We start from the raw sequence: 15,875 nt of genomic DNA, 5'->3' as shown, positions 1-15,875 counted from the left end.
AAAAAAATTTTTCGCTGGGGGGCAAAAACCGCCCCCCAGACCCCCCAAGAAAAACAGGGGACAGAAATCAGAACTCAGAATTCAGGAAGCAGAACCAAGCCCTGGGAAAGACTCGGCAACGCGAAACCCGATATTGAGGTTACGGCTATGAGGATTGTTGCTGACGCGGTACGCACAACGCGCGAAAACTAGATGGATGACCCAAGACCCGCCACGAAGGATACGGATGTCAGTGCTTTGTAAATTCTCACGTCCATCATCTGATTGATAAGGATATTTGAATTCCGGGTTTTCGTATCCTTTGCCCCACCGCGTACTACACCACTCCCACACATTCCCAGACATATCGAGCGCACCGCATGTACTCGCGCCTAGCGGGAACGAACCGACTGCAGTCGTGCGTCCGATTTTACTTTCACTGGTATTCGCTTTTTCAGGATCGAACTCGCCTTCCCAAGAGTACTCGCGCCCGTCGGTGTGTCGCGCGGCGCGTTCCCATTCGGCTTCGGTCGGCAAGCGAAACTTGCGACCTGGGTTGGTCTTGGTGAGCCAGTTGCAATACGCGAGTGCTTCGTACCAAGAAACACCGACGACCGGATGATTGTCCAAACCAAATTCGGGATGATCGAGATAGGGTGGTTTCTCAATGTTCTCCTTTTCGCGCCAACTCCATCCCGCATCCGTCCAGCAATCGCGATGAAATTTTGTGTATCCCTTATCATCCACAAAGCGGCGGTACTGCGCGTTCGTCACCGGATATTTGCCGATGCGGTACGCGTTCAGTGTTACGCGATGCTGGGGCTTTTCGTCCTCTTGATTACTTGTATCGCTTCCCATCACAAACTCGCCGGCTGGCACATCTACCATCGCTGGAATCGCACAATTCACATCCGGGCGCGGATCGCCGAGCGCGCTCAGGATACGTCCGGCATTGGCGCGTTCAACGAGCGGCAGTGCACCTTGCGCGACGCGGAGCGTGCCAACGAGCCAGGTCTGCAATTTGCGGAGTGTATCTTGGTAACGTCCCGGACTCGTCGCGCGTTCTTTCAAGTGAATGTCGGCGGCGGCTTGCGCGGCAAGCGCGGCGGCATACGCGTCCGTGTCCTCCATCTTGTCGCCAGGGTGATACGGCTTGTCGCACAGTGTGTTGATGAGCGCAACCGCATTGCCAAACGCGCGCGGACGCGCGTGCCCTGCCGCCAGCAAGAACACTTCACGCCACCATGCGCGGTCATTACAAACCCACTCGGCAAGGTTCTGGGGAAAATCTTCCGAGTTGACGACGAACCGCGCGGTCAGGAATTCTTGGAACGTGCGATGCGGAAACGCGAACACGTCCGGCTCGCGTTCAATGAGCAAGCCCGCGCGCGTGCGGACATAGTGAATCGCGGTCTGCGCCTTGTTCCAATCGTCGCCGAACGCCGGCACAAGCACCTTGCGTAATTCCTCTCCGCTTATATCCGCCGTGACGTTTTGGCGATTCGCGCTCTTGCCCTGGCGCGTGTGCGCGGTAAACGCGATCTGATTCAATACTTGTTCCAAGCGGTCGCGTGAAATGCTGAGCGCGTCGAGAATCCCTTGTTCGGATTCGGTTTGCCCATCTATCTGCACGCGTTTGTTCTGTTGCCAAAAATCGAGCAAGAGCCGTACGCAATCCTCGTACAGTTCGGCGCGATCATCCGGCAATTTACCGCGCGAGGTGTGCAGGGTCGCCATCAACGTAAGGAGCAGAGGACGCGGCGCGAGTTCGGCGAGGTGTGGCAGACCGCACGCTGCGATCAAGGCGTTCGCTTTCGATTCCGCGAGCGCGGCATTCATCCCCGACACCTGGACAACCGCGTGGTACCAACCGCGAATGAAATTTTCAATTTGTTCATCACTGAACGGCGCGATGGTTTGCTCGGCAAAGCCAGGCAATTTCCACTCACGTTTTTCGTACGCGTACGGTCGGCACGTCACGACGATGCGACACTTGCCGCACCCGCGCTCGAAATCTTCGATCACCGATTTGAGCAGAGCACGGCGCGCATTCGCATCCGGCACTTCATCCAAGCCATCGAGTAAAACTAGCCCGCCGTGTTCGAGCAGATGTTTTTTGAGCGGCGCGAATTCGTTCTCCAAGCCATGGCTCGTGAGATCGTGTTTGAGGAAATCCCAAAGCAATTGCGCGTTCGGCTGATGCGAATTGTTCGCGCTTACCCACGCGACCCAGTCGCGCAAGATGATGCGAACTGGCACCAGCGCGCCAACTGTCCACGCGGGCAACCGCTCCAACCATTTGTCTTTCGGTTCGAGTTGATGCTTGGCAAGACAGAACGCGAGATAGTTGACGAACGTGGATTTGCCGCCGCCGGGATCGCCGAGCAAAACAAGTCGGCGCGATTTCGAATCAGACACGGCTTCGAGCACAGTCATGCGGCGCGTCTTTTCGCGTTCCATAAGTTGTGGTTGCTCTTCGCGAGATTTGCGTTTGTCCACTTTGACTTGAACCGTCGTCGTGACTTCGAGATTGGTATAGACATCGCTCAACGTTGCGGTCTCGCCGGTCGGTGAAGCGTACTGTGGATCAATTACGCGCAAAGGCAATACGTTGCACACATTCGCGAGGTAGCGCAGGTACGGCTCGGCACTCCAATCGTCCGCGATGACACGCACGCGGACCGCCTTACCTTTACGTGTTTCTTCGACTGTGCCGACTAGTTCGGACAGGTCGCGCGCCATTGCTTTGAGTTCTTTGATCACGGCTTGGTCACGCGCGGCTTGAAGCAACGGCTGATAGTCGGGGAGCGCGTTCAGTCGCTGATGCAAATGAAAGAGGAAACTTGCCAGTGCCGGACGCTGGTCGTGGTTGAGGCGCAAAACATCGAGCAGTTTCAACGGGACAAGACGCTGGCTTTTCGTTGTGGCGAGGAACGCCAAACGCATCATCTCATCGCGCAATGCTTCGTTGCCAGGTTCGACGATTTCGTGAAGGCGAATCTTGCGCGCGTACGCGACCGCCTGCGAATCACTTTTGCGCGGGGCAACGTCCTTGATTGCCGCGAGAATGGCTTGCTCAAGCGCCGCATCCTTCTCGCCTTTGGTCGCGCGCGCTTGAACCTTGTTCGCCAACGGTTTGACCGCCGGTTCGATCAGACCTTTCTCGACGAGTTTCTGAAGGATGAACGGCGTCGCGGCTTGGATCGCCAGCGCCAAATCGGGAATGAGTGAATCCATCGTACGCACTCCTCACTGAGATTTTCGAGCGAGATGGACAGCCAGACGCGGGGAGCGTCAAAATCATTCTACTCTGGGTTTGGAGGAGTGTCAAAAACCTGCTACAATGTTTGGTGAGAAGAGATGCGTTTATTTTACGAAATGAGAAAAACAGAAATGCCGCTCCTCCACGACAATGCACTGGCTTGCCTCGATCAAGCGCCGCAACAGGCATTGATCCTCGCGCGTCACGCCTATCAACTCGCGCAAACGCAAAATGACACACGCGTTCAAACCGAGTCCGCGCTAACGCTCGCGATCGTCCTAAATCGTCTAGGCGAATTTCGCGAGGCGTTGCCTCTCTGCGAAACCGCCGCGACCCAGTTTTCTGCATGCGGCGATCACGAACACGCCGCGCGCGCGCTGTGCGAATTGGCGTGGGCGTATGTTTTTATCGGCGACCGCGAACAAACGCTTGCGTTGATCGAACGCGCGCGCGCGTCCACTTCGTCGCCGCTCATCCACACGCGCGGCGACTGGATTCAAGCGCACACCTTACGCGATCAGTCGTTTTACCTCGAAGCCATCGCGCTGTTCGAGAAAGCGCGCGATACATTCCAAGCCCATGCGCTGCCCTTGGATGCCGCGCGGTGTGAACGCGAATTGGCGCACACCTACATTCTCTGCGAACAGGGCGATGCCGTACCTCTCCTCGAACAATTGCAATCGAGGTTTGAAGCGGAGAACGCCACTCTTGATGCCGCTTTCTGCCTGCCGTTACGTGGTTCAGCCGCGTGGGCGGCAGGTCGGTACACCCAAGCAAAAGAATTATTCATCGCGGCGCAACGCCAATTCGCCGATCTACAAGTTGGATTCTTTCATGCGACGTGCAATATGGAATTGGGGATGGCATGTGATCGCCTCAATCATTTTGCCGAGGCGCTCCAAGTGCTCCAGCAAGCCCGCGACTATTTTATCGCGCACGATCTGCACGGGCACCTCTCGGCTTGCACGATCAATCTAGCCAATGTCTATTATCGGCTCAATCGCTATGATGAAGCATTGGCGTTGTATCAGCAAGTCGCCCAGTCGGCTCTGGCAGAAGGGCGCGAAGCGCGAGTCGCGCGAATTTACACGAATATCGGTTTGGTTTATGCCAAGCAAGGGCGGTTCGCTCAGGCGCTCGATCTCCACTATCGCGCTCTGCAAATTGCGGACGCGAAAGGACTGACGTCCGTTGCGGCGGGCAATCACGCCCAGCTCGCGGCGTGTCATCGCCAACTAGGTCAATCTGCCGAAGCATTGGCGCATCTGCAAGCAAGAATGAACTTGACCGGTCCAGCGACGGGCGACCGGTTCGTTTCACAACAAATTGATCTGGCGCATCTCTATCTAGTACAAGGTCAGTTTGCCAAAGCGGTCACGTGCTTGAAGCGCGCGCGTCACGTCGCGGTGACCGACCAGTTTGATTCGTACATCGCGTTGTGCGATCGTTTGTTGGCGCAAGCGACCGCCGCGCGCGGTGACCGGAAACGCGCGCTTGCCAGGATCGAAAATGCCCGGCTGCTTTTCGCTAAACATTCCCAGATCGTGGATGGCGCGCTCTGCGACCTGACCGAAGGCGAAATGCGTTTGATGTGGAACGAATTTGCGGAGGCGCGCGAGTTCTTTCAACGCGCGCGCGCGGTCCTTGCGCCGGGATTTCCCGACCAGGTCTGGCGCGCCGACTATGGCTTGGGACGTTGCGCGATGGCGACCGGCGACCAGGTCGTCGCGCTCGATCACTATTTGAGCGCCGTCCGCACGATCGCGAGTTCGCGCGCGATCCTCGTGACCGAACAGATCAGCAACGATTTCTTCGCGCCGCGTCAAGCCGTCTTCGACCAGGCGCTCGCGTGCGCACTCGCGCAAAACGCGATGCACGCCGCGTTGGAAATCATCGAAGCGAGCAAGGCGCGCACCTTTCTATCTCTGTTACAACCGCGCGAGTGGAAACTGCGCGAGCATCGCGACGATGCGCGCGTAGCCGATTTGATCGCGCGTGAAAAAGATTTGCGGTACAAACTCGACGAACTGCGTCAACACATCGTCGTACAAACAACGCCGCGCAATGGCGAATCCTTGCGCGGACGCGATCTGCAGTCAGCGGCGGCAACGGAGTTGGAAGAATGGACGGCGTTGAACCAAATGTACGAAGACGTCGTTTCGCAACTGCGCCTGGCGACGGCTGGATTGGCGGGCGTTTCCGAGCCGGCGCCTTTTGATTTGGAACGATTTCGCGCGGCGGCAAACTCTTCTTTCGATTCGGACTGGACGGCTTTGGACTATTACTTGACCGAGGATCGTCTGACCATCGTCATGATTTTTCCGGATGCGGTGAGGAGCGAGCAAAGAAAACTCTCGGCGTACGACCGCGCCATCCTGGCTCAATGCGCGTCCGCGGAACCTGACCAGAGAGAACTTGTTTATCGGGGTACGTTACACAACACGGCGGCATCCAATTCCGGAGCCAAATCATTGCAGCATCTGCATCGCTTGCTCATTCCAGAAAAACTGGGGACGACGCTGATCGTCTCACCGCACGGGTCTTTGCATGCCTTGCCATTTCACGCGCTCGTCGCGCCGAATGAGGGCAACTATTTGATCGAGCGACACACCGTGCTCTACGCGCCGAATCTCCAAGCGTTCCAAGTCCTGGGCAGTGAAACGATGAAATCCGACATCGCGCAAGTGCTCGTCCTGGGAATGTCCGATTTTGGAAGTCAGATGTGTTCGCTTCCCGCCGCCGCGCGCGAAGTGGATGGAGTGAGCCGGATGTTTAGCGCGCGCACACAATCTCTCTGGGGCGAGCAAGCCACGCGGCAGAGGTTGCTCGCGATGGATGCGTCCGGGGAATTGCAAAAATTCGATATCCTACATTTTGCGACGCACGCGATCCTCGATCAAACTGCGCCGCATCGGTCGCGCATATTGTTGGCAGATGAGGCGCTGACGACGGTGGATATTTTCGACTTGAATCTGAAAGCGCGTTTGGTCACGCTCTCGGCATGTCAGACGGCGTTGAGCCAGGGTGGACGCGGGGACGAATTGATCGGCTTGGCGCGTGTGTTTTTCTACGCGGGTGCGCGGGCACTTCTTGCGACCTTGTGGCACGTGGAAGACCAAGCGACGGCAGAACTCAGCGAACGGTTCTATCGCCATCTCAATGACACGCGCAACGCCGCGGTCGCGCTACAAAATGCCCAGGTCGAAATGATTCGCGCGGGTTACGCCGCTCACCAATGGGCATCTTTTTCTCTGATCGGGCGACCGTAGCGATTGAGAGCTGAGAGGCATGTACGATGCCTCTCAGCATGATTCGAACTACAGACCTAGCAACCGTTTGGGCAACCGCATGGTACCGGATCGCAAGCCATGTAGACCGGCGGTTCCGGTTCGCTGATCGAAAGCACGGGGACAGCAGGTTCCGTCGAATTGCTCGATATGGTCAGCGCCTGGACTGCCAGTGCTCCAACGCCAACGAGCACCAAAGCGACAATGAGAAACACCGTGAGCGTTTTCATCTGTTTCATCTCCTTGAGAATCGAGAGTTGTCTCGAACGACACATGACCGGTAGTTCAATCATGGACCATACCTCGCGCGTGGCATGATTCTGTTTACGACCCAGTTCGTATCGCCGAAACATTGTTACGGTAGAAGGGCTGTTTGCTTCACCATCGCGATGCTTGTGGGCTAGCCAATTTTCCCTTCACCTGTAGCCATCCTACGACTCTTCACGGAAACGGTTGTTTAATTTCACGATCAATTTTGAGGCGGGAGATGTTTCTGATTAGTGCGGCTCAGGAAATAGACGTTGAGCAAGAGGTGGTCGTCGCAACGCTCGACAGCGTCCTACGCGTACGTGGGGGAGAACGCGCCTTCGCCGAACAAGCCGGCGTGACGCCGATTTATATCAGTTACATTCGAGGGCGGCGCAGTGTTCCACGCCTGCGGACCGCCAAGCGGATTGCCGAGGCGTTGCCCTTGTCGAAGCAAGAACGCGAGGCGTGGCTATTTCACGTGGAGCAAATTTGGGCGCTCAAACGGAACGCGCGGAGACAAGTTGATTCAATAGTTCGCGATCAATCGGTCGAGGCGCTAGTCAACGAAATTAGGCAGGCGCATGGAACCGCGACCTTTGCGCGAGATCCAGAGATCGCGCGAGCGCATTACCGCCAGGTTGATATAGCGGCTGGATCGTTGATTCGCGCCGTCAATCCAAATCGGGACCCGATCCATTATATTGAACTCTGTATGCTAAACCACGATGCGCTGTGCATCCTGAATCGCAACTACGAAGCATTCTGGTATGCTAAACGGGCGAAACTCATTTCGGAAAATATCAATGACCCGCGCGAGTATCAGACGACCCAGGAACGGCTCGATTTTTTCAAGGTCAATGCCATCCGTTCCGAGGCGGTTTCCTATCACAACATGAAACTCTATCGGGAGGCGCATCAAAAATGCCAGGAGGTAGAAGCAAGCCAAGCTCTGCAACGCAATGCGGCATTCTGGAAACCGCACCTGTATCGGGATGCGCTCAACGCACTGGAAGGCATTCCCAGGTTTTCGATCACCGAAGCCGAGAATCAGTACGATCAAGTTCGTTCGATCTTTGAAACGCGGACAGACGAGTTTGACCAATTTCTGTTTTTTCTGATCTCCCAATCGCTGGCACGCGCGTATATCCAGCACGGTAATCTCAAAGACGCGCAACGGGTACTGACGCCCCAGTTTGAGCGGATGAGCAAAATCGCCCAGCTCGGACAGTTGCATCAAGTGATTTTCTTGCGCACGTTCGCTCGGTTGCATCTGGCGCAAGGCGACACGGGGGATGATTTCAAGTATTTGATTCGCGAATCAACCAGAATTGCGACACAAGCAGGACTGGATCATCAACTGAACGAAATCCACAGTGAATTCGCGCGCGTTTAGCCCGCTCACCACTGAGGTGGGCAGTATCGGAGCGCATGCCCGCCGCTGAGAGGAGCGCCTCTTTTGCCGATTCATCTAATGTCGAGTAGAATGAAACAAAATCTCGCCATAGTGACCAACAACATGATGACAAACTCTACAACTGAAATGCCACCACGAACTAATCGCACACGCGTTGTGATTACCGGGATGGGCGCGATCACACCGCTGGGGTTGACGCTCGATGGATTTTGGCAAAACTTGCTCGCCGGTAAATCGGGGATTGGCGCGGTCACCGTGTTCGATGCCAGTCAGTATCGCACGCGTATCGCCGGCGAGGTCAAGCAATTCGACGCGACCCGGTACAACATCGAAGCGAAAGACGCGCGGCGAATGGGACGGGCAACCTTGTTCGCGCTTGCGGCGGCGAAGGATGCGCTCGACGATGCTGGGTTGAAACAGAACCTCGGCGAGAATCCGCGCGCGGGCGTGGTGCTCGGCACGGGACTGGGCGGTTTTGTCGAAGCCATCAAAGAGCACGACGCGTATACGCGTCAAGGCGCCGGGCGCGTGAGTCCTTTCCTCGCGGCGGTGATCCTGCCGAATATGCCGGCGTTCTACGTCGCCAATCAGCATCGCGCGCGCGGTTTCAACAACACGGTCGTCACATCCTGTGCGGCGGGCACCGATGCGATTGGCGCGGCAACCGAAGTGATTCGACGCGGCGCGGCGGATGTGATGCTCGCCGGCGGCACGGACGCGATCATTTCCGACATTGTATTTACCGCGTTCGGCGCGATGCGCGCCTTGTCCACGCGCAACGACGATCCCGCGCGCGCGTGTCGCCCGTTCGACAAAAATCGCGATGGCTTGGTCATCGGCGAGGGCGCGGCGATTGTGATACTCGAAAGTTTGGAGCACGCGCGCGTGCGCGGCGCGCGCATCTACGCCGAGATCATCGGCTATGCCGCGAATTCGGACGCGTATCACTTTGTCGCGTCCGATCCGCAGGCGATTGGCGCGACCCAGGTCATGCGCGATGGGTTAGCGGACGCGGGCATTTCACACGAGCAGATAGATTACATCAACGCGCACGGCACGGCGACGATGCTGAACGATCCGAGCGAAACGCTCGCGGTCAAAAATGTTTTTGGCGAACGCGCCTACCAGGTTCCGATCAGCGCGACGAAATCTATGATCGGGCATACGATGGGCGCGGCAGGCGCGTTGGAAGCCGTGGTGTGTGCACTGACGATCCGCGATCAAAAAATTCACCCGACCGCGAATTACGAAACACCCGACCCAGTGTGCGATCTCGATTACGTGCCAAACGTCGCGCGCGCGGCAAAGGTCGCGATCGCCATGTCCAACTCGTTTGGCTTTGGCGGGCAAAACGCGTGCCTGATTCTCGCGCGCTATCAATAAGATACCAGGTTTCTTGGAGAAACCTGGTATCTGTATCGTATGAACACTGGGCACCCGGTTCACACGAATCGGGTGCGATATTTTCTGGCTCAACGCATGTGCTACAACAGTGGCAATGGAAATTGCCCCGTGTGAACCTACGGCTGATCGCCCGCCTGCGCGGGCGAGACATGCGTCCACGAAGGTGGACGCTCGGCGAAACGCCCTGCCGAGGCGATTTCAATCGCCCATCTATTTCTTTGGCGGATTCTTCGCTTGCGCGTACACGCGCGCAAACTCGGCGGTGAATGCCTGCGCGAGTGACGCGTCGTCAATGATCAACAAATTCTCGTCGTTCTCGGTCTCGGCGTTCTGCGAAAAGTTGAAGGAACCCAGGATGACCGTCTTGCCATCCACGATGAACACTTTGTGGTGCATCAGATACGGATTACCGTCCTGCCACACATCCAGTCCCGCGCGTTTCATTTTGCCGTATTCGCTGAATTGCGTTTCCGAGCCGGTGTTCTCGAACACGCCGCGCACCTGGACGCCGTTTTGTGCGCGCTCGCGCACCGTATTGCCAATGTCGTCGTCGGTGAACGAAAACGCGAGAAAATCAATCGTGCGCGTCGCTTGCTTCAACCGCGCGACGATTTTTCCCGCCACCTTGTCTTCTGGCGCGAAATAATTTTCGACGGGCACGCCGTCAATCGTCAAACGGGGTGTCGTGCCGCCCGCTTTGCGCGCCGGACCGAATTTCTTGTCGCCAAACATTTTCTCGAACGTCGCCGTATAGTTGCGCGCCAGTTCCGACGACTGAATCAAGATGCCGTTGTTGTTGTAGCGATACGTGTCGTTCTCGGTGAAATTCCACGAACCGGTCCACACCGCTTGTTTGTCTATGACGACGAATTTATTGTGCATGATCGCGTTCGAGTTGCCGGCGATGATGGTGATGCCGGCTTGTTGCAACTTTTTGAACGGCGGATTTTCTTTCGCATCGTTAAAGATGTTCACGTCGGTGACAACGCGTACCGCCGCGCCGCGTTTTTTCGCGTCGAGCAATGCCTGGGTCACGTTCGGCGAATCGAGTTGATAGATCGCGATGTCCACGCTCGTTTGCGCGCTGTTGATAAACTCCGTCAACTTGTCGTTCAGCCCGCCGTGATGATCCGCTTCGCGGTCGGGGTACTTGGGTGTTGTGAAATAAACCTGGTACCAGGTTGCGCCGCCGTCGCTTGGCGGCGCGGGCGTAGGTGGGTTGCTGGGTATCAGCGCGAGAACGATCACTGCGCTCGCTATGAGGCAGACGCCAATCAGTACCACGGCGCTGATCAGTACCATCTTGGTCGTGAAATTCATTGCCAGTTCCTTTCGAGCGTAGTGGGATAATTTGTCCGCATCACTTTTTCGTCAATTTCCACGCCGCGCTAGAGAGCACAGTCAACAATCGAAAAGTTTGGATGCGGGTGAGGGGCGGTTGTGTTTTGAGTTCGAGCGCGCGCACCGCGTCTCCCAACGATGGCACGCCGGGTTTTTTCGCGATGCCATTGATCGCGGTGACGATTGTGCATACGCGCGCCAGTTCATTCTGCGCGATGCGTTTCGCGGTGGCTTCGTCTTTCGCGCCACTCACTTGTTCCGCGATCCATTGCGTCGCCCAATCGAGTACGCTGTTCGCTTCGTCATCGGTCAGATTCGAGCGCAGACATTCGTCGCCGTACAATGATTCAGTCGCGCTTTGCAAAATCTTTTCGAAAGTTGGCATCCGTGTTTCTCCCGGTGATTATTTTTTTAACTGCTCGCGATAGTGTGCGCGAAATTTGGCGACCTTGGGCGCGATCACGACGCGGCAGTACCCTTGATCGGGATGGTTGGCAAAGTACTCTTGATGATAGTCCTCGGCGCGATAAAACGCGCTGAATGGTGCGACCTCGGTGACGAGCGGGTGATCCCAGATTTTCGCCGCGTTGATTTCCTGTATCACTTCTTGTGCGATGTGTTGCTGGATCGCGTCATGGTAGAAAATCGCCGAGCGATATTGCGTGCCCACATCCGCGCCTTGGCGATTCAATGTCGTCGGGTCGTGAATCGTGAAAAAGACGCGCAACAGATCGCGATACGAAATCACGTCCGGCTCGAACGCGATCTGCACGACTTCGGCGTGCCCCGTTTTGCCGGCGCAAACGAGTTCGTACGACGGATTCGCAACGCTCCCGCCCGAATATCCTGACTCGACACTCACGACGCCTTTCAGTTCGTCGAAGACGGCTTCGAGACACCAAAAGCATCCGCCCGCGAGTGTGGCGATTTGTTTTTCCATTCTGGCTCCTTATGGCGCGCGCCGTGACGTATCACGGCGCGATGCTGAACGATTCGATCACGACTTTGTCCGCGAGCGTCGCGCCGTGCGCGTCAACAATGGGCACGCGCTTGGTCGTCGCGGCATCGTACAATCCTAACTCGAGGCGATAGTTTATACCAGTTGGCGCGCGCGCGTCAATCGGCATCACGACGACATCCACGACCGGGCGATGTGGCGTCCACGTTGACGTGGGCATTTCGCCGCGTCGAGGCGGCGCATCGCTCGCGGCGACGAGTTCGCCTTGCGCGTTGACGAGATTCGCAAACACCGTATAGTCGGTGTCTACGCGCGCGGTCGCGCGCCAATTCAGAAACACGACGAGGGCGCTACCGCGCGCGAGTGTCACACCCGATACATCCAAACTATCCAGGGTTATCGTGTCTCCGAATTGCGCGGGCAAGGTAGGCGCGACACGCGTCGCGATATTTTTCTCGACCGGCAATTCGATCGGTTTGCCATCGGCATCAAAATAATAGATGTACGATTGAGCGTGCGCGTGCAGTTCGGGCAGTGCGCCGGAATCGGTCGCCTCGACCTGGACATGTTTGCCGTAGCGCACAAAAAACAATCCCTTGAAATCCCAGACTGTTGTCATCGGCGAATAGATAAAGTAGAGATACGTATCATCCGGAAATGTCGGGTGCGTGCGCGAAATATCGCGGAAGGGGACGCGCACCTGGCGCGTGTACTCGGCGAGCGTCGCGGCGGCATCGGCGACGCGCGCGCTGCTCGCCAGAACGACTCCCGCGACGACGAGCGCCGCGATCATCGTGAAGGCGCGGCGCGGAACGAATCGCCGCGCGATTGAATCGAACGCGAGCGCGGCGATGATCGCCGTGGACATGAGTGAAAGGTAGAGATAGCGCGTGTTGAAATAGTCGAGTGGAAAACCGGTGAGCGGCGAAATGTTCAACAGCGCGACGAGTCCGATGAGCAACCCCACCCAACTACGCTTGTAGAGCGCGACACTCAGGTACGCGACGACGATGAGCGCGAGCCACGCGAAATAAAACCGCTCGGTTGGCATTGCGTCGGTCCACGGCAACGTGAGCACGGCAAGGTACGGCACCAGATTCGCGAGCATGTGCGGTCCGATCTTGAAACCGAACTGGGACGAAAACTCGCCGTGACTTTGCACGCTGACGACGAGAAACAGGTACGGAATAATCACGATGAGAAACAGCGCGTAACGCTGCGCGGTTTGCGCCAAGTTGATCTTTTGCCGGAACACCCACCACTCGATCAAAAACAAAATCGGCGCGAGGAACACGGCGACTTCTTTGCTGAACAGCGCGAACAGGTACGCGACGAACGCGAACACCCAGTCGCGCGGCGCGCGGGTTTTGATGTAACGTGCCCACAGCAGAATGGTCAACAAATAAAAGAATGCGGAAAGAGGGTCTACGACCGCGTGCCAGAATACCGCAAGCGTAATCACCGGCGACACGGCGTACGCCAGCGCCGCGATCACGCCGACGCGAAACGCGCATGCTGAACCAATCGCGCACGCGCCGATACGCGTGACGACGAGCCATAGCAGGATCGCATTTGCGGAATGCAAAAGGGTATGTGCGAGGTGGTAGCCGTCAGGGTTGAAACCGAACAGCCGGTAGAGGATAAACATGTACAAGCCCTGGACGGGGCGATACCCCTGCGTAATATTCGCGGGGTCGAGGAACTGAATCGCATAGCGTGGCACGTCCATCGTCGCCGCCCATTCGAGATACCACCAACCGTCGTAGAACTGAATGCGATACGCGGGCTGATACGCGATGATGGTGACACAGGTGACGACGAGTGCAGCAATCAAGACGATCTTGTTGGGCATTGACTCTCCGAGAAAACCGAGGGAGGTACCGTCAAAAAAAGCGGGACGCGAGTTTTTCTCTCGTCCCGCTCTTGGTGTAACATTTAGCGTTCGACCAGGGGCACATAATAAGTACCCGGAGTGGGAGGACGTGTGTTAGTCGGTGTTGGTGTGATGCTTGGTGTTGGCGTGATGGGCGGCACGAAGGTTCGTTGAATCGTATTAACACGAAACTCATCAATCGTGCCGGTGATATTGTAACCCGATTGACCGGACCCGATTAGGAATTTCTCAACTCCCGCCGGAAATCCCCCATAGGGATAGGTCGCGGCGCGGACGCCATCAATCCACAGTTCCATTCCGCGACCGCCCCAGGTCGCCGCAATGTGATGCCACGTTCCGGCAAACGTGGCGGAAGGCACGGTTGTTCCCGCGATACGCCAATCGGAAATATTTCGATCGTAAATTCTGAATTCCAATTGATGTGTGCCATTTCCCTTGTTCACTAAATTGAGTTGCAGAGTCGCAACATTCACAATATCTTGAAATCCTCCACCGCCATTCACGAGTGTTCCGATATTCGGCAGACTAGAGAAATTGACCCAGATTTCGAACGCGCCTCCGCCTTGAATATCCGAATGACCCGCGTCGAGAAATGAAGGCACTCCATCGCGATCCAGCGTACCATCGAGATAGATTCCATTGTTGAACCGCCCATTGGCTGTGATGATCGCGTTGCCATTGAGTCGCGCTGAATAGGTCTGGGTTACTTCATTCTTGGTCATCTTGAGCAATCCAGGCGTGATATCGCTCATGTGAAACAGACTGGCGGTGTAGCCATCCACGCTATACTCGCCGACCGGTGCAACCGGCGTACTCGTTGGCAGCGGTGTCGTTGTCGGAATGATGCTGGGCGCAAATGTGCGTTGAAGGTTGCTCACCCGTACTTCATCAATAATCCCGTTGAAGCAATTACCTGGCACATCGCAGCCCAACAACATGGTCGAATATGCCGGCAAACCACCTTTATACGAATATGGCGCGGAGACGTTCAATACCGGCGTCGCACACAGAGGATACCGCCACGACGACAATTGCATTTGTGGATTGCAACGATAGGCATACGTGTTCGCTTCAGGAGTAGTGCTTGCGCCGATGCCATGCAACACACCATCCACCCAGAGTTCCATTCCCCGCGCGCCCCAGGTGATCGCGAGGTGATGCATGCGCCATGTTTCATAGGGCCACGTATTGGTTGGATAAGGTGTTAGCTCTGCCCAGTATGGGGCTAGATTTCCACCGATCAGATAGCGGCAAGGATTGATGCCACTGTCTACCCACTCCCAACTACCGTTTACAAATATCTTGAATTTGATAAAGCCCTCAACTCCGACCCAAAGATTTTGCGCGCCGCCAAATCCACTCCCGGCAGACAACAGCGTAAAGTGATCGGATGTTTGAGTGCACGCGTGCAGGAAATCCACGAACATCTCAACCGTGCCTTGCGGCTGGTTGCCATAGTTCCCCAGCGAAACATAGCCCTGTTGCGCGCGATCAAGATACAGCCCGCCGGCATACAATCCATTGGCGCTGACGGACGCGCCGCTACTGAAGGTGCCCGTGTAGTTGCCCGTTTCGTCAATGGCTGTCATGTCACTGGTCGAATCGAAATGATAAAGCGCGACGGTGTACGCATCCATGGTCGTTTGACCGGGCATCAGATGGGGCGCGCGCGGCGCGCGGATTGGGTTTGTTCGCGTGGGCGTACGCGAAGCGGTGGGCGAGTAGGTGCGCGAAGCGGTGGGCGCTCGACGGGTCGGCAAAGTCGCCGAATGATCGGGCGGTTCAGAAGATTGCGCCGTTGCGATCCCAAAAACAAATACGAAAAATAAACCGACGCCTAATTTGGCTAGAAAATGCAACGGGTCCGAAGCGCGCTTGGTTCGACCCAGCAGGCGGAACATAGCGAAGACTCCATTTTGAGATGATGATGCGATTGTATCTCGCGATGCTTGCTTTGTCAATCTACGCGTGCCAAATGGGTGTCTGTCAAAATTTTGGAACACTCAACCTTGCGAAGGTTTTGACGACAAATCAAATATGATTGCCGTTCAACCTTCGCAAGGTTTTTTCAGCACCCAAAAACTAGA

Annotated in this window: 10 protein-coding genes; 3 read left to right on the top strand and 7 right to left on the bottom strand. The window is 56.4% G+C overall.

The features are described 5' to 3' along the window. Positions 1-81: 81 nt before the first annotated feature. Positions 82-3,216: an SUMF1/EgtB/PvdO family nonheme iron enzyme gene (locus HY868_11925; GenBank protein MBI5302836.1), complete on the bottom strand. Its 3,135-nt coding sequence runs from the start codon at positions 3,214-3,216 to the stop codon at positions 82-84. 156 nt (positions 3,217-3,372) lie between these two features. Between HY868_11925 and HY868_11920 the strand changes: the two genes are divergently transcribed. Next, positions 3,373-6,510, top strand: coding sequence for a CHAT domain-containing protein (locus HY868_11920; GenBank protein ID MBI5302835.1), 3,138 nt, complete (start codon positions 3,373-3,375; stop codon positions 6,508-6,510). Between the two features lie 56 nt (positions 6,511-6,566). On the opposite strand, the gene HY868_11915 is transcribed toward HY868_11920, so the two are convergent. Then, positions 6,567-6,821 (bottom strand): hypothetical protein, encoded by a 255-nt coding sequence (locus HY868_11915; protein ID MBI5302834.1) that lies wholly within the window; start codon positions 6,819-6,821, stop codon positions 6,567-6,569. Between the two features lie 194 nt (positions 6,822-7,015). Here HY868_11915 and HY868_11910 point away from each other — a divergent pair, with 194 nt between their 5' ends. Both HY868_11910 and fabF read left to right on the top strand, forming a co-directional pair. After that, positions 7,016-8,170: a helix-turn-helix transcriptional regulator gene (locus HY868_11910; GenBank protein ID MBI5302833.1), complete on the top strand. Its 1,155-nt coding sequence runs from the start codon at positions 7,016-7,018 to the stop codon at positions 8,168-8,170. A 147-nt stretch (positions 8,171-8,317) separates the two neighbouring features. Beyond that, positions 8,318-9,574, top strand: coding sequence for a beta-ketoacyl-ACP synthase II (gene fabF, locus HY868_11905; protein MBI5302832.1), 1,257 nt, complete (start codon positions 8,318-8,320; stop codon positions 9,572-9,574). A gap of 231 nt (positions 9,575-9,805) precedes the next feature. On the opposite strand, the gene HY868_11900 is transcribed toward fabF, so the two are convergent. From HY868_11900 to HY868_11880, 5 genes are all read right to left on the bottom strand, one after another. Next, positions 9,806-10,915 (bottom strand): phospholipase, encoded by a 1,110-nt coding sequence (locus HY868_11900; GenBank protein MBI5302831.1) that lies wholly within the window; start codon positions 10,913-10,915, stop codon positions 9,806-9,808. A gap of 40 nt (positions 10,916-10,955) precedes the next feature. Continuing rightward, the gene (locus HY868_11895) at positions 10,956-11,321 is read right to left on the bottom strand and encodes a hypothetical protein (GenBank protein ID MBI5302830.1); all 366 of its coding nucleotides are present in this window, start codon (positions 11,319-11,321) and stop codon (positions 10,956-10,958) included. An 18-nt stretch (positions 11,322-11,339) separates the two neighbouring features. After that, complete coding sequence (gene msrA, locus HY868_11890) at positions 11,340-11,876, bottom strand: peptide-methionine (S)-S-oxide reductase MsrA (GenBank protein MBI5302829.1); 537 nt, start codon at positions 11,874-11,876, stop codon at positions 11,340-11,342. 31 nt (positions 11,877-11,907) lie between these two features. Next, the gene (locus HY868_11885) at positions 11,908-13,746 is read right to left on the bottom strand and encodes a glycosyltransferase family 39 protein (protein MBI5302828.1); all 1,839 of its coding nucleotides are present in this window, start codon (positions 13,744-13,746) and stop codon (positions 11,908-11,910) included. Between the two features lie 83 nt (positions 13,747-13,829). Further along, a complete protein-coding gene (locus HY868_11880) occupies positions 13,830-15,689 on the bottom strand; it encodes a hypothetical protein (GenBank protein ID MBI5302827.1) in 1,860 nt (619 codons plus the stop codon). Between the last annotated feature and the right edge of the window lie 186 nt (positions 15,690-15,875).

This window comes from Chloroflexota bacterium, assembly GCA_016219275.1.
Taxonomy (GTDB): Bacteria; Chloroflexota; Anaerolineae; order UBA4142; family UBA4142; genus JACRBM01.
Note: the sequence above shows the minus strand (reverse complement) of the source record. Positions and strands in the feature narration are given on the sequence as shown.

Bases quoted from the DNA above. Each gene is read 5' to 3' on its own strand.
- HY868_11920 (MBI5302835.1), top strand. From the start codon at position 3,373: ATGCCGCTCCTCCACGACAATGCACTGGCTTGCCTCGATCAAGCGCCG.
- HY868_11910 (MBI5302833.1), top strand. From the start codon at position 7,016: ATGTTTCTGATTAGTGCGGCTCAGGAAATAGACGTTGAGCAAGAGGTG.
- HY868_11925 (MBI5302836.1), bottom strand. From the start codon at position 3,216: ATGGATTCACTCATTCCCGATTTGGCGCTGGCGATCCAAGCCGCGACG.
- fabF (MBI5302832.1), top strand. From the start codon at position 8,318: ATGCCACCACGAACTAATCGCACACGCGTTGTGATTACCGGGATGGGC.
- HY868_11895 (MBI5302830.1), bottom strand. From the start codon at position 11,321: ATGCCAACTTTCGAAAAGATTTTGCAAAGCGCGACTGAATCATTGTAC.
- HY868_11915 (MBI5302834.1), bottom strand. From the start codon at position 6,821: ATGATTGAACTACCGGTCATGTGTCGTTCGAGACAACTCTCGATTCTC.
- HY868_11900 (MBI5302831.1), bottom strand. From the start codon at position 10,915: ATGAATTTCACGACCAAGATGGTACTGATCAGCGCCGTGGTACTGATT.
- msrA (MBI5302829.1), bottom strand. From the start codon at position 11,876: ATGGAAAAACAAATCGCCACACTCGCGGGCGGATGCTTTTGGTGTCTC.
- HY868_11880 (MBI5302827.1), bottom strand. From the start codon at position 15,689: ATGTTCCGCCTGCTGGGTCGAACCAAGCGCGCTTCGGACCCGTTGCAT.
- HY868_11885 (MBI5302828.1), bottom strand. From the start codon at position 13,746: ATGCCCAACAAGATCGTCTTGATTGCTGCACTCGTCGTCACCTGTGTC.